Here is a 24941-nt window from a genome sequence, read left to right on the forward strand (position 1 = left end):
GTCACACCTGCCGCTGGCTGTCGGGGATGTCGGTGACGAACATATGCCCCGGCGCATGGGTGATCGCGAAAGGCGGTTTGGAGGCCATCACCGCCGCCTGCGGCGTCACCCCGCAGGCCCAGAAGACCGGAACCTCGCCGTAGCGGATTTCCACCGGATCGCCGAAATCGGGCCGCGACAGATCGGCGATACCAAGCGCCTCGGGGGCGCCGATATGCACTGGCGCGCCGTGGACCGCCGGGAAGCGGCCGGTGATCATGGTCGCATCCGCCACCCGGTCCGCAGGGATGGGGCGCATCGACACGACCATCTGCCCGTGCAACCGGCCTGCGTCGCGGCATGGGCGGTTCGTCAGATACATCGGCACGTTGCAGCCCTGCGCGATATGGCGCACCTCGATCCCTGCTGCCTGCAAGGGCGTCTCGAAGGTGAAGGAACAGCCGATCAGGAAGGTCACGAGGTCGGGATGCTCGGCCCAGGTCTGGGTCGCATCCGCGACCTCATCCGTCAGCACGCCGTTGCGCCAGACGCGATACAGCGGAATGTCGGTGCGCAGATCCGCGCCAGGGGCAAGCGCGGTGTGGTGGCTGCCGGGGTCGGTCACGTCCAGGACCGGGCAAGGCTTGGGGTTGCGCTGCGCGAACAGCAGGAAATCCCAGGCCCAGTCGCGGGGCAGAGAGATCATGTTGCACTGGGTAAAGCCCGGCGCCATGCCCGCCGTCGGCGCGACCGTTTCGCGGCAGGCCAGCCGGGCGGCGCGGGCGGTTTCCACGTCGGGACGCATCAGGCAGCCCCCGCGAAGGGGGCGATGGTGACGCCGCCCGCGACCAGTTCCTCGCGGATTCGCCGCGCCATGTCCACCGCGCCGGCGCTGTCGCCATGCACGCAGATGCTGTGAGCCTCCAGCCGCAGGGTGGATCCGTCAATGGCCTCGATCACGCCTTCGGTGGCCAGCCGCAGCATCCGGGCGGCCACGGCATCGGCGTCATGCAGCACCGCGCCCTTTTCCCGGCGCGACACAAGCTGGCCGTCCGGCGTATAGGCGCGGTCGCCGAAAGCCTCGGCCACGGTGGCAAGACCTGCATCGGCGGCGCGGGCCAGGATCGGCGCCCCGGCAAGCGCCATCAGCACCAGCGAGGGGTCGATCTCCTTGATGGCGGCAATGACCGCATCGGCCTGCCGGGCGTCGTTGGCGATGGTGTTATACAGCGCGCCATGCGGCTTTACATAGGTGACCCGCGTTCCCGCCGCCCGCGCAATGCCCTGCAACGCGCCGATCTGATAGATCACGTCGGCGGTCAGTTCCGCCGGGGTCACGTCCATCGGGCGGCGTCCAAATCCCACCCGGTCAGGATAGGACACATGCGCCCCAACCGCCACGCCGCGCGCAGCCGCGGCATCGACGGTCGCGCGGATGGTCAGCGGATCGCCTGCATGAAAGCCGCAGGCGACATTGGCGGAACTGACGATGCCCAGCATCGCGGTGTCGTCGCCCATGGTCCAGGCGCCATAGCCCTCGCCCAGGTCGCTGTTCAGGTCGATGGTGCGCATGGGTTCCCCCTCAAAGGCTCAGGAAGGCGAAGATCGGGCCGATGGATCTGTAGCCCATGTACCAGGTCAAGGCGCAGACAATGGCGCTGAGGATCAGCAGCGGACGGTTATAGTGGTGCCCGCCCATCAGATCCGACCGCGCAAAGCCTACATAGGTGAAGATCGTCAGACCGATGGGCAGGATCAAGCCGTTGAAGCCGCCTACGAAGACCAGCAGGGCTGCGGGTGCGGTGCCGATGGTGATGAACACCGCCAGCGACACGGCGATGAAGATCACTGTGGCGATGTTGCGGCTGCGGTCGGTCATCTCCATGAAGGCCACAAGGAAGCTGACCGAGGTATAGGCCGCCCCGATGACCGACGTGATCGCCGCAGCCCACAGGACCACGCCGAAGATCCGCATCCCCCAGTTGCCAAGCGACGCGGCAAAGGCCTGACCGGCGGGGTTCGCCGCCTGGCTGGACAGATCCAGCGTCACGCCCGAGGCGACGACGCCCAGGATCGCCAAAAACAGCACGAAGCGCATGACGCCGGTGACGGCGATCCCGGTCAGCGAGGCCTTTGTGACGGCGGCCAGGTTTTCCTCGCCCACCAAGCCCTTGTCCAGCAAACGGTGCGCGCCGGAATAGGTGATGTATCCGCCCACGGTTCCGCCGACGATGGTGGTGATGGTCGGAAAGTCGATCACATCGGGAAAGATCGTCTGGCGCAGCGCATCGCCCACCGGCGGGTTCGAGGTGACGGCCACGATCAGCGTCATTACGATCATCAGGATCCCTAGCCCGATCAGCGACCGGTCCAGCAGCAGGCCGGCGCGTTTCGACAGGAACACGCCGATGGCCAGCAGGGCGGAAATCGCGCCGCCGATCTTGGGGTCCAGGCCGAACATGGCGTTCATCCCCAGGCCCGCGCCCGCGATGTTGCCCACGTTGAAGGCCAGGCCGCCGACCATTACCAGCACCGCCAGCAGATAGCCCGAACCGGGGATGGCGGCATTGGCGGTTTCCGACGCATTCCTGCGGGTCAGGGCGGTGATGCGCCAGATGTTCAGCTGCACCACGAAGTCGATCAGGATCGAGGCCAGGATCGCAAAGGCGAAGGCCGCCCCCAGCTTGGCGGTGAAGGTCGCGGTCTGCGTGATGAAGCCCGGCCCGATGGCCGATGTCGCCATCAGGAAGATCGCCGCCAGCAACCCGCCCCGCAGGGTGGCATTGGCGGCCGAGGGAACGGCTGTTGCACTCATCAGTCATGCTCCTGCTGCAAGCAATGGTCGGTGTCGGAATGAAGAAAAGGTGAATGCAGTGTGACAAGCTGTCAACGATTAATTGACATTTTGCAGGTGATTGTTGAACAAAAAGCCATTGCAAAAGGTTGGAAATGCCTGATCGCTCGGCAGAAGTCCTGGATGTTGTTCTTTCAAAGACATGGGAAATACCGCGATCGGTTCCTGTCCGGCTTGCCTGTCACGTCCTGCCCGGCCATCCTGCGGCAATGAACAGGGACAGACAATGATCACGGACCCGCTGGGCCTGGCCGAGGAAACGGCATCGCGTTTGCGAAACGACATCACCGGGGGCGCCTTGCCGCCGGGCCAGCGGCTGTCGGAAACCCGGCTGGCCGCCGATCTGGGCGTGTCCCGCAACACCTTGCGCGAGGTTTTCCGCCTGCTGACGCGCGAAGGTTTGTTGCGCCATGAACCCAACCGGGGCGTCTTCGTGGCCGTGCCGTCCATGGCAAGCATTGTCGATATCTATCGCGTCCGCCGCCTGATCGAGGTGCCTGCCCTGGCCCATGCCTGGCCCCGGCACGAGGCGGTGGCACAGATGCACAGTGCCGTCGAAAAGGCCCGCGCCGCGCGCGAGGCGCAGGATTGGCGCGCTGTGGGCAGCGCGAACATGGAATTCCATGCCGCCATCGTGGCCCTGACCGACAGCGCCCGCCTGCAAGGCTTTTTTGCCCGGATCATCGCCGAAATGCGGTTGGCCTTTGGCCTGCTGGACAGCCCCGAACGGCTGCACGAACCCTATATCGACCGGAATCGCCAGATCCTGGACCTGCTGATGCAGGGTGAACAGGCACAGGCTGCGGCAATGCTGGCGGCTTATCTGGACGAATCGGAACGCGTGGTCCTAGCAGCCTTTGCGCGGTTGGGCTGAGGGCGTCAGCCTGCGCTTGCCAGCAATGGCTGATCATCCCCCTGCGACGGCGCGGCGGGATCGGGCAGGCGGAAACGCACCATCTGCCGTCCGGCACCCAGCTTCGTCACCGTCCAGCCCAGCAGCTGACCCTGCGGGCCGGCCATCAGGCCGCTGTCGCGCAGGCCGGATTCGGGCTGGGTCAGCCGGGCGCCAAGTGCCTCGACCCCCGGACCGGGTTCCCCCTGGGGCTGCCAGCAGGAAACCGCATTGGACAAGTTGCTGGAACCGTCGGGCCACAAGTCGCGATAAGCCCGGTTGCACATGACCACCTGCCCCTCGGGACCAAAGACCGCCACGGCGTCACCTAGGTTGTCCAGGATGGCATGGCCCAGGGTCAGTTCGGCCCGGAACTTGCGGGTCAGGCTCATCTCGGAGGTGATATCCTCGAACAGGAAGGCCACCGCGCCGTCGGGATGCGGCCTGCCCGTCACGCGATAGGTCTGGCCGCCCGGCAGGGACCATTCCTCGACATGATGGCCGGTGGCGGCCGAGCTTTCCAGATTGCTCATCCGCTGGCGCCAGCTTCGGAAATCCTTGGGTTCGGGCACCATCCGCAATTCGCGCAGCTTGTCCAGCAGGTCGAACAATGTGGGCCGCGCGGTCAGGAAGCCCGTGGGCAGGTTGGTCAGGTCGATCAGCGCCGGGTTGAACAATTGCAGATGCCGCTGCCGGTCAAAGATCGCCAGGCCGATGGGCAGGTCGGCGAATGTCTTGGTCAGGGTCTGGACGAATTCGCGCAAGGATCGCTCAGCGCGCACCGCGGCATCGGCGGGCAGGGCGAACATCATCGTCTGATCGCCCACCTGGTGGCTGTGGCAGTCGTACCAGGACACCGCGCCGTTCTGGTTCAGCGATGCCCGCCGGGTCCGCGTGCCGGCGCCGGGAACCGGGCGCGGCGAATCCAGCAGGCGCGGCAGGGGCCAGCCGATGGGTTCGTCCGACTGCCCCTCGGCCCGGCGCAGATAGGCGGCATTGGCCCAGGTCACCCGTTCCTCTGCGTCTTGGCGCCAGACCAGCATGGGCGTCTGGTCCAGGGACCGGCGCAGCAGGTCCAGTTCCTCCTCCATCGCCTGCTGGGACATGGAATCGACGATGATGCCCGCATATTCGGCCTGGGGATCGGTGATGGTGATGCGCAGCAGGCCCGGATCTATCTGTTCCACCAGCAGGCGCAGGGTCGCGCTGCCGGTGCCGGACTGGCCAAGGCATTCGAACCGCCCCGCCCGGTCGATCCGCCCCAGCCCGTCGATGGCCTCGGGAAAGCGGGGGCCGATCCATTGCAACAGGCGCGTCCATTCGCCCTCGGGCGCGGAAATGCGGTCCAGCAGCGCGCGCGCGGGCGGCGTCGCATCGACCAGCTGCTGATCGCGGAACAACAGCACCATCGGCTTCAGGCTGCTGTCCAGGCCCTGCGGCAGGCGCGGTCCGCGCCGCCCCGGGCCACGGTCCCACCACCGCAAGGTAGCGATCGCCAGCAGGACCGAGACGGTGCCCGTCAGGACCGCCAGCAAGACCAGCCCGATACCGTGCAGGGACATCCACAGCTCCTTCGCGTTTGGACAACCATAAAGCGAACGGGCTTAACGAACAGTTAAAACGTCACGGCACCCATGCGGGATTGTCGCCCAAGGGGGCGCGCGCGTCGGCGGCGATCCGGTCCAGCGGCCAGCGGACGGTGACGACCGCGCCCGGCCCGCCGTTGTTGAAATCCAGCCGCGCGCCCGACCGTTCCAGCAGGGTCTTGGCGATGAACAGGCCCAAACCCATGCCATCATAGCCTTCGCGCTGCGCCCCGCCCCGCTTGCTGGTCAGATAAGGATCGCCGATCCGCGCCAGCAGGGTGGGCGGATAGCCGGGACCGTCGTCACGGATCGTCACCGCCAGCCAGCCGTTGCCGGTTTGGGATTCGATCACGACCCGATGGGCCGCGAAATCGACTGCGTTCTGGATCAGGTTGCGCAATGCGTGGATGATTGCCGGGTCGCGCCGGATTTCCGGCCCCTCGGCGCGGATTTCCACCGCCGGGCCGCGTCCCGCATGGGGTTCGGCGGCATCCTCCAGCACGGTGCGCAGGGGGGCTGCGCGCAGGTGCAGGTCGTCCTTGCCTGCTCGGCCCATGCTGCGCAGGATTTCCCCGCAATGCACCGCCGAATCGCGCAGCGCGTTGGCATCGGCCTGCAATTCGGGGCGGTCGTCCAGCTCGTCCGCAAGCTCGGCCGCGATCAGCTTGATGGTGGCCAGCGGCGTGCCCATTTCATGCGCGGCCGCCGCGACGACGCCGCCCAGGTGTTGCAGGCGCTGTTCGCGCGCCAAGGCCATCTGCGTCGCGAACAGGGCGTTCGAGGTCGCCTGCAATTCCGCCGTGACCCGGTGGGCGTATCCCGCAAAGAACACCACCCCGATCACCAGTGCCGCCCAGTGCCCCAACGCCAGGATCGGCGCCAGCACCAGTTCGCGCCCCGTGCTGTCCAGCAAGGGCAGCCCGAACAGGGACGCTAGTGAAATCAGGATCACCGTTGCCGTGCCCAGCATGACCGTCTGGCGCGAGTCCAGCGATGTCGCGGCCACCGTCACCGGCGCCAGGACCAGCAGGGCAAAGGGATTGGCCAGACCCCCGGTCAGCGCCATCAGCGCGGAAATCTGGATCACGTCGAATGTCAGATGCACCACCGCCAACCGGGCCGAGGTGCGGCGCGGCGGCGACAGCCCCTGCCACAGGTTCATGGCGATGGCGGCGGCAATCAGCGCCAGGACCGGCAGGATCGCGAAACCGATGCCCATCAGATACGCGACCACCACCGCCGCCATCTGCCCGGCAATGGCGAACCACCGCAGCAGGACAAGGGTCCGCATCCGGATCGGCTCGGCCTGGGAAACGGGACCGGAGGGAGGAAAGATCGGGTCGGGCATGGGAAACCGGGGTGCGACGATGCGGACCTTGATACGCGGGGCCGGATGGGCGATCAATGCGCCGCATTTGCGCGCGATGAATGGAGTTTGATCATGGCCGACCGCAAGATCCTGCTGATCGGAACCGTGGCAGCCCTGGCCTTGCTGGGAACGGGGGGCGCCTGGCTGGCCACGCGCCAGGCGGGTGACCAGTTCGCCGGATGCGGAGGCGGCGCGGTGGCGGGCGGCATGGACGCATTCGGCACCGACTTTACCCTGACCCGACAGGACGGGCAGCGCGTCACGGCCCAGCAGGTCTTCGCCAAGCCGTCGCTTTTGTATTTCGGCTATACCTTTTGCCCCGATGTCTGCCCGATGGACAGCGCCCGCAACGCCGAGGCCGCGACCTTGCTGGCCGAACAAGGCAAGGACGTGCAGACGGTCTTCGTCACCGTCGATCCCAAGCGCGATACGCCCGAAGTGGTCGCCGATTTCACCAGCCTGTTTTCCGACGACATGATCGGCCTGACCGGATCCGAGGAGGAAATCGCCGCCGTCAACAAGGGCTGGCGGAATTACTACAAGGCCAATGACGAGGAAGACCAGGACTATTACCTGGTCGATCACATGACCAACACCTATCTGGTCCTGCCCGGAAACAAGACCGTCGATTTCTTCAACCGCGACACCCCGCCCGAGATCATGGCGGAACGCGTCGGCTGCTTCGTGGATGCGCTTGGCTGAGAAGTGATTGCCCCCGCCCCCGGCTTGCGGCACTGTTGCCGTTTACGCAAACTGGGACGAGCCGCGTCATGGAAGACGAAACCACTGCCCGGATCAATCCAGGCCCCGATCCGTCGCTGCTTCTGGTGGATGACGACGAAATCTTCGTGACCCGGCTGGCCCGCGCGATGGAAAAGCGCGGCTTTGCCACGCGGACCGCCGTCAGCGTGGCCGATGCCCTGTCGATGATCCGCAGCCAGCCGCCCGCTTATGCGGTGATCGACCTGCGGCTGGAAGACGGCAACGGCCTGGACGTGGTCGAGGCGCTGCGGGATTTGCGGGAAGACGCGCGCATTATCGTGCTGACGGGATATGGCGCCATTGCCACCGCGGTGGCTGCCGTGAAAATGGGCGCGACCGATTATCTGGCAAAGCCTGCCGACGCAAATGACGTAACGTCTGCGTTACTGTCCAGTGGGGAATCCCTGCCCCCGCCACCCGATAATCCGATGTCCGCGGACCGGGTAAGATGGGAACATATTCAACGCGTTTACGAACAATGCGACCGCAATGTCAGCGAAACGGCCCGCCGGTTGCATATGCATCGCCGCACCCTTCAGCGTATTCTCGCCAAAAGAGGGCCGCGTTAAGACATTTGGCTATCTTGTAATTGAAACTGAATTGCATCAAATTGCGATTTAGTAATTCAATGTGGATGCAAACAAAATGAACTTAGATCTCGACACGATGACGCTTAAGGATCTGCGTGATCTTCGGGGAAAACTGGACCGCGCGATTAATTCTTATGAAGATCGGAAACGCCGCGAGGCATTGGCCGCCATCGAAGGAGCCGCGCGCGAGCATGGTTTCAATCTGGCCGAACTGACTGGCGCAAAGCCCCGCCGTTCCGGCACGGTTGCCCCGAAATACGCAAATCCCAACGATCCCACGATGACCTGGACCGGGCGGGGACGCAAACCCCGTTGGGTTCAGGAGAACCTGGAAGGCGGCAAGCAGTTGGACGATCTGCTGATCTGACAGTTGTTTTGAAAAAGGCCGCCCAGAATCGGGCGGCCTTTGTCAGGCCGGGCTGCCGGCTGTCTTCATCAGCACGCTGAAGCGGTCCAGGAAAGCCGCCCTTGCCTGGGCAGGGGGCCTTAATCGAATGTGCAATACGGACATAATCGCGTCACTTTGCAGCGGAAATAAACGCCGCGCCTCGGATTCGGTGAAACCGGCGATTTGAACGGCCTCCAACCGGGCAGAAATCCGGTCGGCTGCCTTTATTTTCTTCTTTATTGGTCCTGGTAAGACCGCAGGCAGGCCGAAGCGGCGATGGATGGCGGCGGCCAGCCGTTCGTCCATCCGGCCATATTCCGCACCAAGCGCGGCCTTGACCGGGGAAATCATGTCTCCGATTACATATTCGGGCGCATCGTGCAAAAGCGCGGCCAGCCGCCAGCAGGTTTCGATGTCTGGATTAAGCCGGGCCAGAATGTCTTCCACCAGCAGCGAATGTTCGGCGACCGAATAAGGCCAGTCGCCGATGGTCTGGCCGTTCCAGCGGGCCACGAAGGCCAGGCCATGCGCGATGTCGGTGATCTCGATGTCCAGGGGCGTCGGATCCAGCAGATCCAGACGCCGGCCCGACAGCATCCGCTGCCAGGCCCGGCGCGGTCGGGCGGCCATGGCCCGTCAGGACAGCCGCTGATCCGCAGGCGCGCCCGTTTGCTGGCTTTGCGCCCGGCGCGCCAGTTCCTGGCGATACAGCGCCACGAAATCGACCGGATCCATGTTGAAGGGCGGAAAGCCGCCGTCGCGCGTCACGTCCGAAATGATGCGCCGCACAAAGGGGAACAGCATCCGCGGACATTCGATCATCAGAAAGGGGTGCATCTGATCCTCGGGCACGCCCTCGATCAGGAAAACCCCGCCATAATCCAGTTCGGCCAGGAACAAGGTGGAGTTATCGCCCTTGTTGGTCGAGGTGATGCGAAATTTTGAAATCACCTCGTACTGGTTGTCGCCCGCGCGCTTGCGGGCATCCAGGCTGACCTGAACGGTGATCTCGGGCTGAACCTCGCCCTGGGGGGCGCCCTTGGTCGCCACCGCGTTTTCGAAGGACAGGTCGCGGATATATTGCGCCAGGATCTGCATTTTCACCTGGGGCGCTGCGGGCGCCGCGCCGTTGGGGGTGGTTTCGTCGGCCATGGGTTTTCCTTGAAGGATGGGATCCTGATCCGCGTTCTATCAGGCGCGGGCCACGGCCTCAATGCCGCGTCCAGCCGGAATTACCGGGCCGCGACGGGCCATCGCCCGACAGATCCTCGGGCAAATCCAGGGGCGGGCGCGGGTTGCGGGCGGGGGGCGTGTCCTCGACCACGTAATCCGCGTCGATCACCCCGTCGGCATAAGGCGGGCGATGTGTTTCGCGCCGGGCCATGTGAACGGTCCCGGCACGCACCCGCCGGGTGGCGCGACGCATGATCAGATCACGCACCGGCGGGATCAAAAGCAGCAGCGCAACGAAATCGGTGAAGAAACCCGGAACGATCAACAGCGCGCCTGCCAGGATCTGCATCATGCCATGGGCCAGGGGACGGGACGGATCGCGCATTTCGGCCAAGCTGCGCTGCGCCCGGATCCAGGCCTGGGTACCCTGGCTGCGGATCACCGCCACGCCCGCGACCGCCGCCAGCACCACCAGACCCAGCGTTGCCCAGACCCCGATCCAACCGCCCACCTGGATGAACAGCGCGATCTCGACGATCGGCAGCAACGCGAACAGCCACAACATCCTCATGCGGATTCCCCCTTCCAGGTCCGGGGACAACTGGACTTGCCCCGGTCCGGTCCCTACATAATGACCCAGATCGCAGATACCAGCCAAGATGGATATGAGGCCAATCGTATGAACAACCCGCTGTTGCAGTTGCTTGTCCTGGCCGGGATCGCGATTTTTCTTATCCTGAGGCTGCGCAATGTCCTGGGCACGCGCGGCGGATACGAGCCGCCCCAGGTCGATGCGCCCGACGCGCCCCGCCCGCGCTTCGACGTGATCGAGGGCACGCCCGACGAAGCCGACCACGACATTCTGGACCATGCCGAGGCAGGCAGCCAGACGGCCCGTGCCCTGGCGGCGATGAAGACGGCCGAGCCGTCCTTTGGCGTGATGGATTTCCTCAACGGCGCAAAATCGGCCTATGAGATGATCCTGATGGCCTTTGAACGCGGCGATCTGTCCGATGTCAGGATGTTTCTGGCCGAACCCGTGGCGCAGGCCTTCCAGTCGGTCATCGACGCCCGCGCCGCCAATGGCCACACGGTGACGGCGCAATATATCGGCACCCGCGAAACCGCCCTGACGGGGGCGGAATACGATCCGGCCACCGGCATGGCCGAGGTTTCTGTGCGCTTCGTGGGCGAACTGATCGCCGCGACGCGCGATGCAGCGGGCAATGTCGTCGAGGGCGATCCCAAGGCCGCGCGCAAGCAGCGCGACACCTGGACCTTTGCCCGCCGCATGGGCCAGGACGACCCGAACTGGCAATTGGTCGCGACCGGCTGATGGCCAGGCGCCGGGGCCTGACCCCCGAGGACCGCGAACTGTGGTCGCGCGTCGCCCGCAGCGCCGCGCCGATGCATCCCGAGCGTCCCAAGCCCATCGACCCCGAACTGCGCCCGGTCCCCAAGCCCGTCATGCTGCGCGCGCCCTTGCCGGATTTCACCATCGGCCAGATGGCTGCGGCGCGGCCTGCGCCTTTGCCGCATTCCCCCAGTCCCGCGCAGCGCCTGACCCAGCAACCGCTGCGCATGGACCACAAAACCCACCGCCGCATGGCGCAGGGCAAGCTGGCGCCCGAGGCGCGGCTGGATCTGCACGGAATGACGCTGGCTGCTGCCCATCCCCAGTTGATCGGCTTTATCCTGTCCAGCCATGCCCAGGGGCGGCGGCTGGTCCTGGTAATCACCGGCAAGGGCCGGGGCGATCACGGCCCGCTGCCCGCCCGTCCCGGCGCCCTGCGCCACCAGGTTCCGCACTGGTTGCATATGCAGCCCCTGGCCCCCGTCGTCCAGCAAGTCACGGCAGCCCATTACCGCCATGGGGGCGAGGGCGCCTATTACGTCTATCTGCGCCGCAGCCCCTAGGACGGGATTGCACCCCGCCATGTCCCCGAAGCCTAGAACGCCGGGGACAGCACAACCTGCACCGCCTGTTCGACCCGACTGACCGCCCCGCCGATCAGGCCGGGCGCCGCACCCCCCTGGTCGGGCAGGATCCGGTCCAGATCACGCATTCGCGTCAGGATCTGCTGCAGGGCCGGGGAATCAGCGACATTGAAATGGCCGTATCCCGTGTCGAACGCCCCGGTATCCACCACGATCACATCCAGATCCGCCACCGGGCGGGCATCGGGGATATTGCCCAGCCGCAGCGGCTCGTCTGACAGCAGCGCCGACAATTGCAGCGCCCGGTCGCGGGGCGAGGTCATGATGACAAAGGGCCGGGGCAGCGGCCCGATGGCGCGGACCTGCGACCGGAACAGCCGCAGATCCAGGTCGGGCGACATCAGGACCACGCCGTCGATCCGGTCGATCAGGTCGCGCCGCCCGGACAGGGCCATCTGGCGCAAGCCTTCCATCAGCAACTGCCCGCCCATGGAATGAGCCATCAGCACGATCTTGCCCCGGCCCTGTGTCCGCGCCAGCAGGTCGATGGTCTGCACCAAGCCGTCGCGGGAATACAGCGCCGCGTCGCGGTCACCCGCATAGGCATAGGGCTTCATCCGCGAGGGCCAGGAAAAATGCGCATGGACCCCCGGCAGTTGCAGGTCATGGGCCAGTTGGGCGGTGCGATAGACCCCTTCGGCGAAGCTGTAGTTATAGCCGTGGACGAACAGGATGATGTCGCGGTCGTCCGGCGCACGGCGGGCCAGATCCTGTTCGATGGCGCGGCGAAAGGCATCGGCATTCGCAAGACGGCCACCGCCGCTGACCAGGAACTGCCGGTCAGGATTCCCGTCCGGACGGGAATAGGCCAGGTTTCCCGCCGCACGGTCCACGGGAACCGACACGTCGATGCGCGAATACCATGGCTGCGGCAGATGATCGCCCGACAGGCTGCGTTGCGAGGCGATCCAGACGGTTTCGACGATGCCCGGCTGGTATCCATCGGGCGCCAGCATCAACGCGCCGCGCGGGGCGCAGCCGGACAGGATCAGGACAAGACAAAGAAAGATATGCCGCAAGCGTCACCTTTACGGAAACGGTTGCGGCAACCTGCCCCAGAAATCCGGGCCGGACCAGATCCAATGGAGGATGGATCAGCCGTAATTGGCCTTGGGTCCGGCGAAATACCAGATGATCAGTCCGACCACCGGCAGGATCGCGATCAGGGCGATCCACAGGATCTTGGTGCCCATGCTGGTATTCGTGTTGATGACAGAGGCAATGGCCCAGACATCCAGCACGAAGATGATGATCCCGAAAACGTAACCCATGATCAGTCCCCTGTGTTCTGCATCGCCAACCCGCAGCCGCGCGGGTCGGTTCCGTTACAGCACATAGCGCGACAAATCCGTGGACCGCGCCAGATCGCCCAAGTGGCGCTCGACATAGGCGGCATCCACCTCGACCGTCTCGCCGCCCTTGTCGGGGGCGCTGAAGGACAGTTCCTCGAACACCCGTTCGATCACGGTGTAAAGCCTGCGGGCGCCGATGTTTTCCACCGCCGCGTTCACCTCGGCCGCGATGCGGGCAAGGGCCGCGATGCCGTCGTCGGCAAAGCCCACGGTCACGCCCTCGGTCGCCATCAGGGCGGTGTATTGGCGGGTCAGGGCGTTGTCGGTTTCGGTCAGGATGCGGATGAAGTCGTCTTCCGTCAAAGCCCGCAGCTCGACCCGAATCGGCAGGCGGCCCTGCAGTTCCGGCAACAGGTCGCTGGGCTTGGCCACGTGAAAGGCGCCCGAGGCGATGAACAGGATATGGTCGGTTTTCACTGGTCCGTATTTGGTGGAAACCGTCGTGCCCTCGATCAAGGGCAGCAGGTCGCGCTGCACGCCCTCGCGGCTGACATCGCCGCCGCGCGCGTCCGACCGGGTGCAGACCTTGTCGATCTCGTCGATGAAGACGATGCCGTTCTGCTGCACGGCGTCCAAGGCGGCGGCCTTGACGGCGTCGTCTTCCAACAGCTTGTCGGCTTCCTCGGCGATCAGCAGGTCATAGCTTTCGGATACGGTCATCTTGCGCCGCACCCGCCGCCCGCCAAAGGCCTTCATCAGCCCTGACAAATCCATCATGCCGCCTAGGGGCTGCCCCGGCTGGCCCGGAATTTCCATCGCACCCAGAGGATTCGAGGTATCCTGGACCTCAAGCTCGATCACGGTGTCGTCCAGTTCACCGCGTTTCAGCTTGTCGCGGAACATCTGGCGGGTGCCGTCGCGGGCGTCCTTGCCGGCAAGCGCCTCGATCACGCGATCCTCGGCCGACTTGTGGGCGCGGGCCTTGACCGCCTCGCGCATCCGCTCGCGCGTGTCGATCATTGCGGCGTCGGTCAGGTCGCGGATGATCTGTTCCACGTCGCGGCCGACATAGCCCACCTCGGTGAACTTGGTTGCCTCGACCTTGATGAAGGGGGCGTTGGCCAGTTTCGCCAAACGGCGGCTGATCTCGGTCTTGCCGACGCCGGTCGGGCCGATCATCAGGATGTTCTTGGGATATACCTCGTCGCGCAGGTCGTCGCCCAGTTGCTTGCGGCGCCAGCGGTTGCGCAGCGCCACCGCAACGGCGCGCTTGGCGTCCTTCTGTCCGATGATGAAGCGGTCCAGTTCGGAAACGATCTCGCGCGGGGTCAGGTCGGTCATGGGTCAGCCTTCTTGGTTTGATGGGCAGATATAGGCTTGGACCCGCAATTTGAAGGGATGTCGCCGACAGACTGTGCTTGATCGGCGGGTCCGCCCGTCGGCATGATGGCGGTCATGACCCCGACGACCCCGCCAGCCTTGTCCTTCAGCCCCATCACAGCCACGGATCTTCCCCTGATCGCGCGCTGGATGGACCAGCCGCATTGGCGGGAATGGTGGAGCGACGAGGTCGAAACCGAGCTTGGCTATATCCGCGACATGATCGAAGGGCGCGACAGCACGCGGGCCTTTCTGTTCTGCCTGGACGGCCAGCCCGCCGGTTACATCCAGGTCTGGCGGATCGCCGATGCGCGGGTCGAGCCCTGGTTGACCGAAGCTCCCTGGCTGATGGCCCTGCCCGACGATTCGGTGGGCGTCGACTTGTCCATCGGCCCGCCGGACCTGCTGTCGCAGGGGATCGGATCCCGAGCTTTGGCCGAATTCGTCGCCATGCTGCGGGCGGAAGGGCATGACAACATCGTCATCGACCCCGACATCTCGAACCAGCGGGCGATTCGAGCCTATCAGAAGGCCGGGTTTCGCAAGATTGCGGGCCTGGCAGGGCGGACAGGTGACGTTCTTCTGATGCGCCATGACGGACCCGGCGACGCAGCGCCCGGTGCGGAACAATCGGGCAGGCCCCACGTTGGCCCGGACATCTGATACCGGAGGATCCGAGATGCCCACGCCCGAAGACCTGAAAGCCCGCCTTTGGAAAGCCCTGCGCTCTGACATGACCGTGATGCTGGGCCTTGTGGGCGGCGAACACGGCCATGCCCGGCCCATGACCTCGCAGATCGAGGAAGGGGATCACGGGCCGCTGTGGTTCTTTACCTCCAAGGACAATGCCCTGGTGGAAAAGCTGGCGGGCGGGTCGCAGGACAGCGCGGCGCAGTTCGTGTCCAAGGGGCACGATCTGTGGGCCTCGATCGAAGGCACGCTGACCGAAAACACCGACCCGGCGGTCGTGGACCGGTTGTGGAACGCCCATGTCGCGGCCTGGTATGAACATGGCAAGGACGACCCCAAGCTGGCCTTGCTGCGATTCGATCCGCAAAAGGCCGAAATCTGGCTTGATGCATCCAGCATCGTGGCCGGCGCCATGGTGGCCCTTGGCATCAGCGATCCCAAGGAAAGCTATAAGGACAACGTGGCCACCGTCCGGCTGTAACCCTTTTCCGCTGTCGCAACACCGGACCGGGCCTTGGCCCGGTGTTGCGCGTTCAGGCGCCGATAACCTCGACCGTCAGGTTGCCGTTGGTGTAGACGCAGATATCCGCCGCGATGGCCATGGCCCTGCGGGCCACGGTCTCGGCGTCGCCTTCGCCTTCCAGCAGCCCCCGCGCAGCGGCCAGGGCGAAGTTGCCGCCCGATCCGATCGCCGCCACGTCATGTTCGGGTTCCAGAACGTCGCCCGCCCCGGTCACGACATACAGTTCCCGCCCGTCGGTGACGATCAGCATGGCTTCCAGGTTGCGCAGGTACTTGTCCATGCGCCAGTCCTTTGCCAGATCGACGCAGGCGCGCTGCAACTGTCCGGGGGCGGCTTCCAGTTTCTTTTCCAGCCGTTCCAGCAGGGTAAAGGCATCCGCAGTCGATCCGGCAAAGCCCACCACCACGTCGCGCCCGCCCGGCGTCAGGCGCCGCACCTTGCGGGCCGTGCCCTTCATCACCGTCTGGCCGACGCTGACCTGGCCGTCGCCCGCAACCACCACGCGGCCGCCGCGCCGGACCGCCAGGATCGTGGTGCCGTGCCAGCCGGGAAATCTGTCATCCGCCATAAGGGGTCTCCGTCGTTCTCAATGAAAAAGGGCGGCCGCCCGCTGGCCGCCGCCCCATGTGGCCCCGGGGGCCGGTCAGATGGATTCGTCGATCCAGGTCTTCAAGGCGGCCTTGGGCGCGGCGCCCATGCGGTTCGACACGACCTCGCCGCCCTTGAACAGGAACAAGGCCGGGATGCCGCGAACGCCAAGGGCCGCAGCCTGTTCGGGATTTTCGTCCACGTTGACCTTCACGATCTTCACGCGGCCCGCGTATTCGTTGGACAGTTCTTCCAGGGCCGGGCCGATCTGCTTGCAGGGGCCGCACCATTCCGCCCAGAAGTCCACCACGACCGGGGTGTCGGATTGGCGGACTTCGCTGTCGAACTGGGTGTCGTTGACGTGCACGGTGGCCATGCTTTCGCTCCTTGATGGGGATGCCGGCGGGATGCGGCAAAGCTGATCTTACAGCTATGAAGCCATGGCCCGCCGGTCAAGGGCAGCCATGGCGCGGTCCAGAACCGGATCGGGAATGGGCATCAGGCTGCGCGCGGCCGTCCACAGGATCGCGATCTGGACGGGCCGGGCGGGCCAGATCATCCGCAGCGCGGCGCGATAGGCGGCCATCTGGCGCAGGATCCCCTCGGGCGTATCCTCGGGGCGGCCCGGAACGACGATGTTGGACTTGTAGTCCACGGCCAGGATCCGGTCGTCCGTGACGATCAGCCGGTCGATGGCGCCATGGACCATGCCAAGCCCTGGCAAAGGAGCGGTCAGCGCCACCTCGGCCAGGACCTGGGCCTTGGGATCGGGCGTCATGACCTGGGCCAGGTCGGGCGCGGTGATGACCGCCGCCGCCTCGGCCAGAAGCTCGGCCAGTTCGGCAGCATCGGGCAGGCCCCCCTCGGCCCCCGCGAGCAGGGCGCGCGCGGCGCGCGGCCAGTCGAGGGGGGGCAGGTGAGGCAACCGTTCCAGCAGCAGGTGCAGCCTTGTGCCGCGCAGCATGGCGGCGGTGGGATCGCGGTCGTCGCCCTGGACGCCGATCACCTTGGCGCCCCCCAGGCCGGTCGCTGCAATGGCCTGGATGCGCGGCGGCGGCGGGGGGGCGGGCCGGTCCGACCAGGCAGGGCGCCGGACCATGGGCGCGGCCTTGCGTTCCAGGCTTACGGCCAAGTCGGGCCATTCGCCAAAGGACAGGCGCTGCGCGGTGCCGATGCCCTCGATCTCGATGCTGGTCTGGGGAAGGGCGCTGCGCGCGGCGCCCATGGCGATCATCGAATGCCATGAGTCCAGCAGCTCGCCCGTGGGACCGGCCGCCGCCACGATCAGCCAGCTTTCCGCCCGCGTCATCGCGACATACAAAAGCCGACGCCGTTCCTGTTCCTGGCGCAATTCGTGATCGGCCACTGCCTCGGCCACCGGGTCGGGGCGGTCGGCGGCAATGCCGCGCCAGGCGGGCAGGTCGTCCAGGCGGATCAGCGGCTGGCCGCGACCGGGCCTGCGCTTGCGGGTTTCGGGCAGGATCACCACCGGGCTTTCCAGCCCCTTGGATCCGTGGACCGTCATCACCCGGATCAGGCCGCCCCCGCCGCCCGGCAACTGGCGCTTCACCTGCACGTCGTCGCGGCCCAGCCAGACCAGAAAGCCCGTCAGCGACGGCGTCTCTACCGTGTCATAGGCCAAGGCCTGCGACAGAAGTTCGTCGATGCCGTCCTCGGCCTCTGGTCCCAGGCGGGCCAGCAGCGCCGCGCGGCCCCCGTGGCGCACCAGCAGGCGCGAGATCAGTTCATAGGGACGCAACTGGTCCGTCCGGCCCATCAGGTCGCTCAGGACCTCGTAGGCCCGGCGGTGGGGCGAGGCGCGCAGCCGTTCCCACAGGTAATGCCGTCCCCGGCCCGCAGCCAGGCGGTAAAGGTCGTCCTCGGTCAGGCCGAACAGCGGGGACCGCAGGATCGCGGCCAGGCACAGGTCGTCCTCGGGGGTGGACACCACCGACAGCGTCGCGGTGATGTCGCGCACGGCCAGTTCGGCCGCAAGTTTCAGCCGGTCGGCGCCCGCCACGGGCAGGCCTGCGGCCTTCAGTTCGCGGATCAGGTCGTCGAACAGCCCGGCCCGCCGCTGGACAAGGATCTGGATGTCGCCCGGCCCGATCGCGCGCACCTGGCCGGTCTTGGCGTCGGTGATGGGCGTGCCGATGATGGCCTTGACCTCTCGCGCCACGGCGCGGGCCAGTTGCGTGTCGGCGGCGTTTTCGGCCGGCGCATCGACCGGCGTGGTCCAGTCGCCGCGTTCGGGCTTTTCAGGTTCCGGCAGGGCCGGCCAGATGTCCACGCGGCCGGGCAGTCCGTCGCGAAAGGCGATGTGGCGGGGCGGGTCGCCCAGGCCTTCGGCCGCGTCGCCCTGAAAGACGGTATCGACCAGCGACAGGATCGCGGGCGAGGACCGGAACGAATGGGACAGGCCGCGCTGCTGCATGGGCTGGGCGACCGCCTCGAAATCCTGGCGGAAGCGGTCGCGGACCGATTCAAAGACCGCGATGTCGGCGCCCTGGAAGGAATAGATCGACTGTTTCGGATCGCCCACCACGAACAGCGTCCGGGGCCGGTCATGCGCGCCTTCCCCGCTCGTGAATTCATCCGTCAGCCGCCGGATCACCCGCCATTGCTCGGGGCTGGTGTCCTGGGCTTCATCGACCAGGATATGGTCGATGCCCCCGTCCAGGCGCCACAAGACCCATTGCGCCATGCTGGATTCCTCCAGCAACTCGGCGGTGCGGCGGATCAGGTCGTCGAAATCCAGCCAGCCCTGGGCGGATTTCTCGACCGCCACCTGTCGGGTGAAATGATGGGCAAAGCGGTGCAGGGCCAAGGTCTTTTGCGCCAGATGCAGGCCCAGGGCCAGGCACCGGGCATCGGCCACGCGCTGCATCAAGCCGTCCAGGGCGGCCATGTATTGCGCGCAGGCGCCCTGGCGCAGCGCCTTGGTGGGGATGTCGCCGATCTTGGGACCGAAGGGAACGCGCGCCGTGGCGCCAAACAGCAGGCATTTGCACAAAAGATGCAGTTCGGCGTGGCCGGGATTGCGCCAGTTGCCCTTGGACAGGTATTCGGCCAGCTTGCCGTCCTTGGCCCCGCTGCCGCTGAGGATCGGGATCAGGGCGTCGAACAGATCGCCTTCGTTGCCGTCAAAGACACGCGCCAGAAGCGCGGCTTCGTCCATGTCGGGGGGCAGCCCCATCGACCGCCAGATCGGCGCGGGATCGGGATCGCGGGTGAAATCCGATTCCGACAGCCCCCCCAGAAAGGCGTCCAGGTCGTCGCCCGACACAAGCGCCGCCAGGTCGCGGATCGCGGGATCGTTCCCGGCTGCCATCTGGTCGAGGATCTGGGCGCGCAGGACACGGGCCGACCGGTCGTCCAGTTCCCGGAACCCCATCGGGACGCCTGCCTCCAGCGGAAAGCGCCGCAGCAGGGCCGCGCAGAAGCTGTGGATGGTCTGGACCTTCAGCCCGCCCGGCGTCTCGATGGCGCGCGCAAACAGGCGCCGCGCCTCGGCCAAGTCGGGATCCCCGCCTTCGCCCAGTTCCGCCAGTTCGCGCCGCAGGTCGGCTTCGGGCAGCATCGCCCATTGGCCCAGGCGGCGCAAAAGGCGGTTCTGCATCTCGGTCGCGGCGGCCTTGGTATAGGTCAGGCACAGGATGCGTTCGGGCGCGGTCCCGGCCAGCAGCAGGCGGGCCACCCGGTCGGTCAGCACGCGGGTCTTGCCCGACCCGGCATTGGCCGTCAGCCAGGTGGAGCGCAGGGGATCGGCAGCGGCGATCTGGTTGAGGCTGGCTTCATCCATGCCCGTTTCCCTTTTCCAATCCGACCTTTTCCAATCCGACCTTCTCCACGTGCGGCGCGTCGGCCAGCGACCATTCGCCGAACCGCGCCAGGTGATCGTAGTCGCCCGCATAGCTGGTCTGTTCGGGCGCCCGCATGGAGGCAAATCCCGTGTCCCCCGCAAGATAGGAGGCGACGAGCCGCAGAAAGCCGTTCCAGTTCTCGTCCTCGAGTTCGGGGGAATAGTCGCGGACCTGCGTTTCCCCCTCTCCTCCCAGCTGGATATAGCGGATGCCCGCGACATCGACCGGGCCAAGCGCGTCGAAGCCGCCGCGTCGGGCCATCGCGGCTTCCAGGATCAACTGCTTGTCAAAGGCCGCGATCTGCTTGTCGGTGGGCGGCGTGCCGGACTTGTAGTCATAGATCATCACGCATCCGTCATGCAGAAGGTCGATCCGGTCAGGCTTGGCGGACAGGGTGAAATCCAGTCCCGGCAGGGTCACCTTGCCGCGCTTTTCGACGATCACCGGGCGACCCTCGGCCAGGCGGGCAAGTTCGTCTGCCACGATCCGGTCGGCGATCCGTTCCATTCGCGCGGCCCAGAAGGCGCGGGCGGCGGGCCAGGGCACGTCGCGGGCCAGGATTTCCGCCGTCAAGGCCAGGAACCGGGCCTTCAGCGCCGCATGGGGCATATCGGGTTCGGGCCGGGTGCCAAGCCACGCCTCGACAATGGAATGCAGCGTCTGGCCGCGCAGGGCGGCATCGGGTTCGGGCCGCAGCGCGGGCAGCGGGCGCAAGCCCAGCACGCGCTTGGCGTAAACCGCATAAGGATCGCGGATCAGCAGCGACACATCTGTGACCGGCAATTCGCGGAACGGGGGGCCGGGCGGGACCGGCGCGGGACGGGGGCTGGGTGGCACCGTTCTTGCCGGATGAGAGACCGCCATGGCAAGGGCCAGCCAGGCATGGCCCCGCGCCCGCATCGCCGCAAGCGCGGCGGGACCGCTGCGTTCGGGCAGGCCACCCATCAGGTTGGTCAGCCGGTTCAGCCAGCGGGATGGGATCGTTTCCGCCTCGGCATCGCGTCGCGCGCGGGTCAGGATCACCTGCTCCACGCCCATCACCTGCTGGAAATCATGCGCGGCCAGCCCGATCTGGCGTTCCGGCAACGGCAGCCCGGCCGCCAGGCGCATCTGCCGCGACAGCCAGGGATCGGGCTTCAACTGCTGGGGCCAGCCGCCTTCGTTCAGGCCCGACAGGATCACGATGCCCTGGCCCACGATCCGCGCCTCGCGCGGGCCGCGGATATGCAGGTAATGGGCATCGCCTTCCACCCGGACGGATTGCTGGCCCAGTTCGTCCAGAAGCAGGGCGCAGAAATCCTGCGGGCCCAGATCCGGCCCATGGCCCGCGTGTTCGGCCAGGTGATCCATCGTCGCGCGCAGAAGCGAGCCTACATGGTCCCCCCACAGCTTGGACGCCGCGGCATTGCCGCCCGGACCCGCGGCAATCCCCTCGGCCAGGGCGATCAGGTCGCGCAGACGGTCGGGCAGGGGGCGGGGCAGGCGGTCCCGGACCAGCGGCGTGATCAGGTCCAGCCCGTCGGCCAGCCATTCCGCCCAGGTCTTGCGCAGCGCGTCCCCCCTTGAACCCCAGGTCCGCAGGCATTCGCCGTCCGGAAAGGCCGGGCCGTTGCGGCGCAGTTCCAGTTCCAGGTCGCGCGCCAGAAGCCGCGCCTCGTTCGCGCCGACCAGGGGCGATCCGGTCAGGGCCAGGGGATGCTTCAGCAGCACCAACAGGCGGTCGATGCTCAGCGCCTCGCCGAACAGGGCGGCGATATGGCGCATGAACAACCCGTGTCCGGTCAGCGACAAGGGCTGGCCCGCGCTTTCGTCGGGGCACAGGCGCCAGCGGTCAAGCGCGGCGTTCACCCGCCGGATCAGGTTGCCGTCCGCCGCGATCAGCGTGGCGGGGGCGTGGCGTTCGGCGCAATCGCGCAGGATCAGGGCAATGACCTCGGCTTCCTGGCCGGGCTGCTCGGTCTCGATCAGGGTCAGGCCTTCGGTCGGCGCCATCAGGTCGGGCAGGCGCGGGCCTTCGGCGATCCACTGGTCGGTGACGGGCGCGGGCCGCAGCGCCAGCGACACCAGCCGGTTGCGCCCCGGCACCGGGGGGGGCGTGTGGGTCCAGCGGGCGGGGCGTCCCAGGGCGTGGATCAGGGGGGCGAAGCGGGCCTGGGGATGATCTTCGGCCTTGTGGTCCAGGCTGTCCCAGACCGATTGGGGCTGGTCGAAGTCAAAGCCCGGCAGCACAACCGCGCCTTCGGGCAGCCGTGCCACGGCCTCCATGAACAGCCGCGTCGCGCCATGCGATCCGGTCGATCCCACGACGATCACCGGGCCGTCGGGCAGGTTCCGGCCCTTTGACCAGTCGTCGCACAGGATTTCGGCCGCCAGCCGTTGCCGTGCGCCCCGGTCCATCGGCGGGCCGTCCAGGTGAAAGCGCGCCGCAATGCGCAGGAAGACCAGGGCGTTCTGCCAATGCCGGGCATGATCGCCGGTGTCGATGCCTTCAAGCGCGTCCGGCCCCAGCCCTTCGGTCTGCATTTCCTGCATCAGGTCCGACAGCGACCGGGCAAGCGCCGCGATGGAATGGCCCGATGCCAGGTCGGGCCGCGTCGCCAGCAGCCCCGCCACCAACCGGGCCAGTTGCAGCCGCCGTGCCAGAGGGGCGGATTCGACCTGGCCCAGCATCGCGGGGCTTTCCAGGTTCGTGACCGGCAAAAGCCGCGGCAGCAGCAGCGGCCCGCGCAGGTCGAAGCCGCATTTCAGTTCCGCCAGCGTGCGCGCGGCATTGGCATAGATGGTGACGCGGGCCATCGCCTCGGGCGGCTGGCCGGCCATGCGGTCCAGGAATCCGGCCACGAATTCATGGGCGAAGTCGATGCCCGGCGGCAGGGCGTAAAGGCCGCGAAAGCAGGGTTCAGCCATGCAGCACCTGTTCTGCCAGGGGGATCGCCTGGGGATAGCCCACGTCGCACCAGCCGCCCCGATGAACGATGCCATGGGCGCGCCCGTCCGCGATCAGCAGATCCCACAGGCGGTTCAGGGAAAACACCCGGTCCGGGATACCGGCCAGCCGGTCCGGGCGGATGATCTGCGCGCCTCCATAGACGAAATCGCCTTGCCGCGCGATGCGGCCTTGCGCATCCATTGCGAAATCCCCGGTCCCCTGCCGTGCGGCAGCCCGGTCCAGCGGGATCAGCATCAAAAGCGCGTCCATGTCGTCGCGCCAGGCGGCGTCCAACGCGGCCAGCGGGTTCGGCCCGGTCCAGACCACGTCGGGGTTCAGCGTCATCACCGGCCCCTGGCCCAGCAGGGGAAGGGCCTGGCGCAGGCCGCCGCCGGTGTCCAGGATCGCGCCTGCCTCATCGCTGATGGCCACGTCTTGGCCTGCCAGATGCGCGGCGATCTGGTCGCCCAGGTAATGGGTATTCACGACCACCGGCCCCACCCCGGCATCCCGGCCCAGATCAAGCGCGCGGTCCAGCAGCGTTCGGCCGCCCACGTGAATCAGGGGTTTCGGCAGTCTGTCGGTCAGCGGGCGCATCCGCGTGCCCAGCCCCGCGGCAAAGATCATCAGCGGGCGCATCGGGCACGGATCCTTTCGATGACGGCGGCGTCGGGGGCCGGCAGGGCAGCGACAGCATCGGCCAAGGGCGCAAGCGCCGGATGGGCCAGGTTGCGTTGCACATAGCCCCAGACGCGCGGCATGAAATCCAGGTATCGCGCCTTGCCGTCGCGAAGGCACAGCCGCGTGAAGATGCCCAGGATCCGCAGGTTCCGCTGTGCGCCCAGCAAGGCATAAGCCGCGCGGAAGCGGTCTGCGTCCAGCCCGGAGGCCGCCAGATAACGCGTGACGCAGGCGGTCTCGATGGCCGGGTCCACGTCGCGGCGCGCGTCCTGCAGGGCGGATACCAGGTCATAGGCCGGATGGCAGGCCACCGCGTCCTGATAATCGATCAGGCCCAAAGGTGCCTCGCCCCGCCAGATCAGGTTTTCGGCATGAAAGTCGCGCAAGGACAGCACGGGCGGCACGTCCGTGGCCAGATCGGCATGAAGCCGGGCGATCACGGGCGCGATCTCCTGCCCCCCCGCCGCGCCCGCCGCCTGCGGATACCAGTCGGCGAACAGTCCCACCTGATCGGCCAGGGTCGGACCGTCCAAGGGGGCCACGAAATCCGGGACCGGGCAGCGGTGCAGCTCGGCCAGGAAATCCGTGATCCGGTCATAGACCCCCGGCGCCATGCCCGGGTCGCGTTCCAGCACGCGGGCCACCAGATCGTCGCCCAGATCCTGCACCAGCAGAAGCCCCGCGTCTTGATCCTGCGCCAGGATTTCGGGCGCCCCGAAACCATGCCCGCGCAACCATTCCGTCATCCTTGCGAAAGGCGCGCAAGCCCCCGTAGGATCGTCCATCAGCACCGCGCTGCCCCCTGCGCCCGTCAGCCGGAAATACCGCCGGGCCGAGGCATCGCCCGCCAGCGGCAGCACCCGCGCACCCCCCCATCCCGCGCCTGCCGCAAAGGCGGCGCGTGCCGCGATCCGGGCGGCGTCAGGGGCGATCAAGGTGATTTCCCGCACGTCAGGATCGGCATGGGCAGCGATCGCCACCGTGATCGCACCGTCGGGCAGGCGGTCCAGCCGGTCGGGCCATTCGATCAGGCAGATGGCGTCCGCCAGCGCCTCGTCCAGGCCCAGTTCGGCCAGTTCCGACGGATCGGACAGGCGATACAGGTCGGCGTGCCAGATCTCGGTGCCCATGGGGTCGTCATAGGTCTGGACCAGGGTGAATGTCGGGCTGGGCACGTCCTCGGCCGCATCGCCCTGGCGGGCGCGGATGAAGGCCCGGGCGAAATGGGTCTTGCCTGCCCCCACCGGCCCGTCCAGCAGGATCGTCTGGCCGGGCCGCAGCGTGGCGGCCAGCATCCGCGCCAGGGCGGCGGTCAGGGTTTCATCTGCGGGCAGGCGCGTGGTCATGGGATGTTTCTAGCGGCTTCGTCCTGCGGGGGGAACCATCCGTGAACGGATCGCGTGC

25 protein-coding genes are annotated in these 24941 nt (G+C 66.9%); 8 read left to right on the plus strand and 17 right to left on the minus strand.

Going from position 1 to position 24941, the window contains the following annotated elements; genetic code table 11:
- Position 1: 1 nt before the first annotated feature.
- The 3 genes from LZ585_RS00780 to LZ585_RS00790 are packed head-to-tail and all read right to left on the minus strand — an operon-like array spanning position 2 to position 2794.
- Positions 2-784 carry a putative hydro-lyase gene (locus LZ585_RS00780; RefSeq protein ID WP_234854520.1) on the minus strand — a complete coding sequence of 261 codons (783 nt, stop codon included), beginning with the start codon at positions 782-784 and terminating at the stop codon, positions 2-4.
- Positions 784-1551: a LamB/YcsF family protein gene (locus tag LZ585_RS00785; protein WP_234854521.1), complete on the minus strand. Its 768-nt coding sequence runs from the start codon at positions 1549-1551 to the stop codon at positions 784-786. Before LZ585_RS00785 ends, LZ585_RS00780 begins: the two co-directional genes overlap by 1 nt.
- A gap of 10 nt (positions 1552-1561) precedes the next feature.
- Positions 1562-2794, minus strand: a complete 1233-nt coding sequence (locus LZ585_RS00790; protein ID WP_234854522.1) for an NRAMP family divalent metal transporter — start codon at positions 2792-2794, stop codon at positions 1562-1564.
- A gap of 265 nt (positions 2795-3059) precedes the next feature.
- Here LZ585_RS00790 and LZ585_RS00795 point away from each other — a divergent pair, with 265 nt between their 5' ends.
- Complete coding sequence (locus LZ585_RS00795) at positions 3060-3707, plus strand: GntR family transcriptional regulator (protein WP_234854523.1); 648 nt, start codon at positions 3060-3062, stop codon at positions 3705-3707.
- 5 nt (positions 3708-3712) lie between these two features.
- Here LZ585_RS00795 and LZ585_RS00800 read toward each other — a convergent pair whose 3' ends face one another.
- Entirely contained in the window at positions 3713-5287 is a 1575-nt protein-coding gene (locus LZ585_RS00800; RefSeq protein WP_234854525.1) for a PAS-domain containing protein, read from the minus strand.
- Positions 5288-5348: 61 nt separating this feature from the next.
- Positions 5349-6659, minus strand: a complete 1311-nt coding sequence (locus LZ585_RS00805) for an ActS/PrrB/RegB family redox-sensitive histidine kinase (protein ID WP_256445635.1) — start codon at positions 6657-6659, stop codon at positions 5349-5351.
- Positions 6660-6752: 93 nt separating this feature from the next.
- Here LZ585_RS00805 and LZ585_RS00810 point away from each other — a divergent pair, with 93 nt between their 5' ends.
- From LZ585_RS00810 to LZ585_RS00820, 3 genes are all read left to right on the plus strand, one after another.
- Complete coding sequence (locus LZ585_RS00810; protein WP_234854528.1) at positions 6753-7382, plus strand: SCO family protein; 630 nt, start codon at positions 6753-6755, stop codon at positions 7380-7382.
- A gap of 68 nt (positions 7383-7450) precedes the next feature.
- Positions 7451-8011: an ActR/PrrA/RegA family redox response regulator transcription factor gene (locus LZ585_RS00815; RefSeq protein WP_234854529.1), complete on the plus strand. Its 561-nt coding sequence runs from the start codon at positions 7451-7453 to the stop codon at positions 8009-8011.
- A gap of 76 nt (positions 8012-8087) precedes the next feature.
- Positions 8088-8399, plus strand: coding sequence for an H-NS histone family protein (locus LZ585_RS00820; RefSeq protein ID WP_234855869.1), 312 nt, complete (start codon positions 8088-8090; stop codon positions 8397-8399).
- Positions 8400-8441: 42 nt separating this feature from the next.
- Here the strand turns inward: LZ585_RS00820 and LZ585_RS00825 are convergent, their stop codons facing one another.
- Genes LZ585_RS00825 through LZ585_RS00835 form a run of 3 tightly spaced genes read right to left on the minus strand, consistent with a single transcriptional unit; the run spans position 8442 to position 10164 of the window.
- Positions 8442-9050 (minus strand): HD domain-containing protein, encoded by a 609-nt coding sequence (locus LZ585_RS00825; RefSeq protein WP_234854531.1) that lies wholly within the window; start codon positions 9048-9050, stop codon positions 8442-8444.
- Positions 9051-9056: 6 nt separating this feature from the next.
- Positions 9057-9572, minus strand: a complete 516-nt coding sequence (gene secB, locus LZ585_RS00830; RefSeq protein WP_234854532.1) for a protein-export chaperone SecB — start codon at positions 9570-9572, stop codon at positions 9057-9059.
- Positions 9573-9630: 58 nt separating this feature from the next.
- A complete protein-coding gene (locus tag LZ585_RS00835; protein ID WP_234854534.1) occupies positions 9631-10164 on the minus strand; it encodes an FxsA family protein in 534 nt (177 codons plus the stop codon).
- A 108-nt stretch (positions 10165-10272) separates the two neighbouring features.
- Between LZ585_RS00835 and LZ585_RS00840 the strand changes: the two genes are divergently transcribed.
- Both LZ585_RS00840 and LZ585_RS00845 read left to right on the plus strand, forming a co-directional pair.
- Entirely contained in the window at positions 10273-10929 is a 657-nt protein-coding gene (locus LZ585_RS00840; RefSeq protein WP_234855870.1) for a Tim44/TimA family putative adaptor protein, read from the plus strand.
- Positions 10929-11510 carry a Smr/MutS family protein gene (locus LZ585_RS00845; RefSeq protein WP_234854536.1) on the plus strand — a complete coding sequence of 194 codons (582 nt, stop codon included), beginning with the start codon at positions 10929-10931 and terminating at the stop codon, positions 11508-11510. Before LZ585_RS00840 ends, LZ585_RS00845 begins: the two co-directional genes overlap by 1 nt.
- Positions 11511-11542: 32 nt before the next feature.
- Here LZ585_RS00845 and LZ585_RS00850 read toward each other — a convergent pair whose 3' ends face one another.
- The 3 genes from LZ585_RS00850 to hslU all read right to left on the minus strand — a co-directional run bounded on the left by LZ585_RS00850 (position 11543) and on the right by hslU (position 14224).
- A complete protein-coding gene (locus tag LZ585_RS00850) occupies positions 11543-12610 on the minus strand; it encodes an alpha/beta hydrolase (RefSeq protein WP_234854538.1) in 1068 nt (355 codons plus the stop codon).
- 75 nt (positions 12611-12685) lie between these two features.
- Positions 12686-12862, minus strand: a complete 177-nt coding sequence (locus tag LZ585_RS00855; protein WP_234854539.1) for a PLD nuclease N-terminal domain-containing protein — start codon at positions 12860-12862, stop codon at positions 12686-12688.
- Between the two features lie 54 nt (positions 12863-12916).
- Positions 12917-14224: an ATP-dependent protease ATPase subunit HslU gene (hslU, locus tag LZ585_RS00860; protein ID WP_234854541.1), complete on the minus strand. Its 1308-nt coding sequence runs from the start codon at positions 14222-14224 to the stop codon at positions 12917-12919.
- Positions 14225-14338: 114 nt separating this feature from the next.
- On the opposite strand from hslU, the gene LZ585_RS00865 reads away from it, so the two are divergent.
- Entirely contained in the window at positions 14339-14926 is a 588-nt protein-coding gene (locus tag LZ585_RS00865) for a GNAT family N-acetyltransferase (protein WP_234854543.1), read from the plus strand.
- A 16-nt stretch (positions 14927-14942) separates the two neighbouring features.
- Complete coding sequence (locus LZ585_RS00870; RefSeq protein WP_234854545.1) at positions 14943-15434, plus strand: pyridoxamine 5'-phosphate oxidase family protein; 492 nt, start codon at positions 14943-14945, stop codon at positions 15432-15434.
- A 52-nt stretch (positions 15435-15486) separates the two neighbouring features.
- On the opposite strand, the gene hslV is transcribed toward LZ585_RS00870, so the two are convergent.
- The 6 genes from hslV to tsaE all read right to left on the minus strand — a co-directional run bounded on the left by hslV (position 15487) and on the right by tsaE (position 24883).
- Positions 15487-16044 carry an ATP-dependent protease subunit HslV gene (hslV, locus tag LZ585_RS00875; RefSeq protein ID WP_234854546.1) on the minus strand — a complete coding sequence of 186 codons (558 nt, stop codon included), beginning with the start codon at positions 16042-16044 and terminating at the stop codon, positions 15487-15489.
- Positions 16045-16119: 75 nt separating this feature from the next.
- Positions 16120-16440: a thioredoxin gene (trxA, locus tag LZ585_RS00880; protein ID WP_234854548.1), complete on the minus strand. Its 321-nt coding sequence runs from the start codon at positions 16438-16440 to the stop codon at positions 16120-16122.
- Positions 16441-16494: 54 nt separating this feature from the next.
- Positions 16495-19866: a double-strand break repair helicase AddA gene (addA, locus tag LZ585_RS00885; RefSeq protein WP_234854550.1), complete on the minus strand. Its 3372-nt coding sequence runs from the start codon at positions 19864-19866 to the stop codon at positions 16495-16497.
- Complete coding sequence (gene addB / locus LZ585_RS00890) at positions 19859-22834, minus strand: double-strand break repair protein AddB (protein WP_234854552.1); 2976 nt, start codon at positions 22832-22834, stop codon at positions 19859-19861. Before addB ends, addA begins: the two co-directional genes overlap by 8 nt.
- The gene (locus tag LZ585_RS00895) at positions 22827-23495 is read right to left on the minus strand and encodes a nucleotidyltransferase family protein (protein WP_234854554.1); all 669 of its coding nucleotides are present in this window, start codon (positions 23493-23495) and stop codon (positions 22827-22829) included. Before LZ585_RS00895 ends, addB begins: the two co-directional genes overlap by 8 nt.
- On the minus strand, positions 23483-24883 hold the full coding sequence (gene tsaE / locus LZ585_RS00900; RefSeq protein WP_234854555.1) for a tRNA (adenosine(37)-N6)-threonylcarbamoyltransferase complex ATPase subunit type 1 TsaE: 1401 nt from the start codon (positions 24881-24883) through the stop codon (positions 23483-23485). Before tsaE ends, LZ585_RS00895 begins: the two co-directional genes overlap by 13 nt.
- Positions 24884-24941 lie beyond the last annotated feature (58 nt).

Origin of the sequence: Paracoccus everestensis, assembly GCF_021491915.1 — a bacterium.
In the GTDB taxonomy this organism is placed as follows: domain Bacteria; phylum Pseudomonadota; class Alphaproteobacteria; order Rhodobacterales; family Rhodobacteraceae; genus Paracoccus; species Paracoccus everestensis.

Bases quoted from the DNA above. Each gene is read 5' to 3' on its own strand.
- LZ585_RS00835 (WP_234854534.1), bottom strand. From the start codon at position 10,164: ATGAGGATGTTGTGGCTGTTCGCGTTGCTGCCGATCGTCGAGATCGCG.
- LZ585_RS00795 (WP_234854523.1), top strand. From the start codon at position 3,060: ATGATCACGGACCCGCTGGGCCTGGCCGAGGAAACGGCATCGCGTTTG.
- secB (WP_234854532.1), bottom strand. From the start codon at position 9,572: ATGGCCGACGAAACCACCCCCAACGGCGCGGCGCCCGCAGCGCCCCAG.
- LZ585_RS00895 (WP_234854554.1), bottom strand. From the start codon at position 23,495: ATGCGCCCGCTGATGATCTTTGCCGCGGGGCTGGGCACGCGGATGCGC.
- LZ585_RS00825 (WP_234854531.1), bottom strand. From the start codon at position 9,050: ATGGCCGCCCGACCGCGCCGGGCCTGGCAGCGGATGCTGTCGGGCCGG.
- addB (WP_234854552.1), bottom strand. From the start codon at position 22,834: ATGGCTGAACCCTGCTTTCGCGGCCTTTACGCCCTGCCGCCGGGCATC.
- tsaE (WP_234854555.1), bottom strand. From the start codon at position 24,883: ATGACCACGCGCCTGCCCGCAGATGAAACCCTGACCGCCGCCCTGGCG.
- LZ585_RS00840 (WP_234855870.1), top strand. From the start codon at position 10,273: ATGAACAACCCGCTGTTGCAGTTGCTTGTCCTGGCCGGGATCGCGATT.
- LZ585_RS00805 (WP_256445635.1), bottom strand. From the start codon at position 6,659: ATGCCCGACCCGATCTTTCCTCCCTCCGGTCCCGTTTCCCAGGCCGAG.
- hslU (WP_234854541.1), bottom strand. From the start codon at position 14,224: ATGACCGACCTGACCCCGCGCGAGATCGTTTCCGAACTGGACCGCTTC.
- LZ585_RS00870 (WP_234854545.1), top strand. From the start codon at position 14,943: ATGCCCACGCCCGAAGACCTGAAAGCCCGCCTTTGGAAAGCCCTGCGC.
- LZ585_RS00845 (WP_234854536.1), top strand. From the start codon at position 10,929: ATGGCCAGGCGCCGGGGCCTGACCCCCGAGGACCGCGAACTGTGGTCG.
- LZ585_RS00780 (WP_234854520.1), bottom strand. From the start codon at position 784: ATGCGTCCCGACGTGGAAACCGCCCGCGCCGCCCGGCTGGCCTGCCGC.
- LZ585_RS00790 (WP_234854522.1), bottom strand. From the start codon at position 2,794: ATGAGTGCAACAGCCGTTCCCTCGGCCGCCAATGCCACCCTGCGGGGC.
- hslV (WP_234854546.1), bottom strand. From the start codon at position 16,044: ATGGCGGATGACAGATTTCCCGGCTGGCACGGCACCACGATCCTGGCG.
- LZ585_RS00815 (WP_234854529.1), top strand. From the start codon at position 7,451: ATGGAAGACGAAACCACTGCCCGGATCAATCCAGGCCCCGATCCGTCG.
- LZ585_RS00810 (WP_234854528.1), top strand. From the start codon at position 6,753: ATGGCCGACCGCAAGATCCTGCTGATCGGAACCGTGGCAGCCCTGGCC.
- LZ585_RS00785 (WP_234854521.1), bottom strand. From the start codon at position 1,551: ATGCGCACCATCGACCTGAACAGCGACCTGGGCGAGGGCTATGGCGCC.
- trxA (WP_234854548.1), bottom strand. From the start codon at position 16,440: ATGGCCACCGTGCACGTCAACGACACCCAGTTCGACAGCGAAGTCCGC.
- LZ585_RS00865 (WP_234854543.1), top strand. From the start codon at position 14,339: ATGACCCCGACGACCCCGCCAGCCTTGTCCTTCAGCCCCATCACAGCC.
- LZ585_RS00800 (WP_234854525.1), bottom strand. From the start codon at position 5,287: ATGTCCCTGCACGGTATCGGGCTGGTCTTGCTGGCGGTCCTGACGGGC.
- LZ585_RS00820 (WP_234855869.1), top strand. From the start codon at position 8,088: ATGAACTTAGATCTCGACACGATGACGCTTAAGGATCTGCGTGATCTT.
- addA (WP_234854550.1), bottom strand. From the start codon at position 19,866: ATGGATGAAGCCAGCCTCAACCAGATCGCCGCTGCCGATCCCCTGCGC.
- LZ585_RS00855 (WP_234854539.1), bottom strand. From the start codon at position 12,862: ATGGGTTACGTTTTCGGGATCATCATCTTCGTGCTGGATGTCTGGGCC.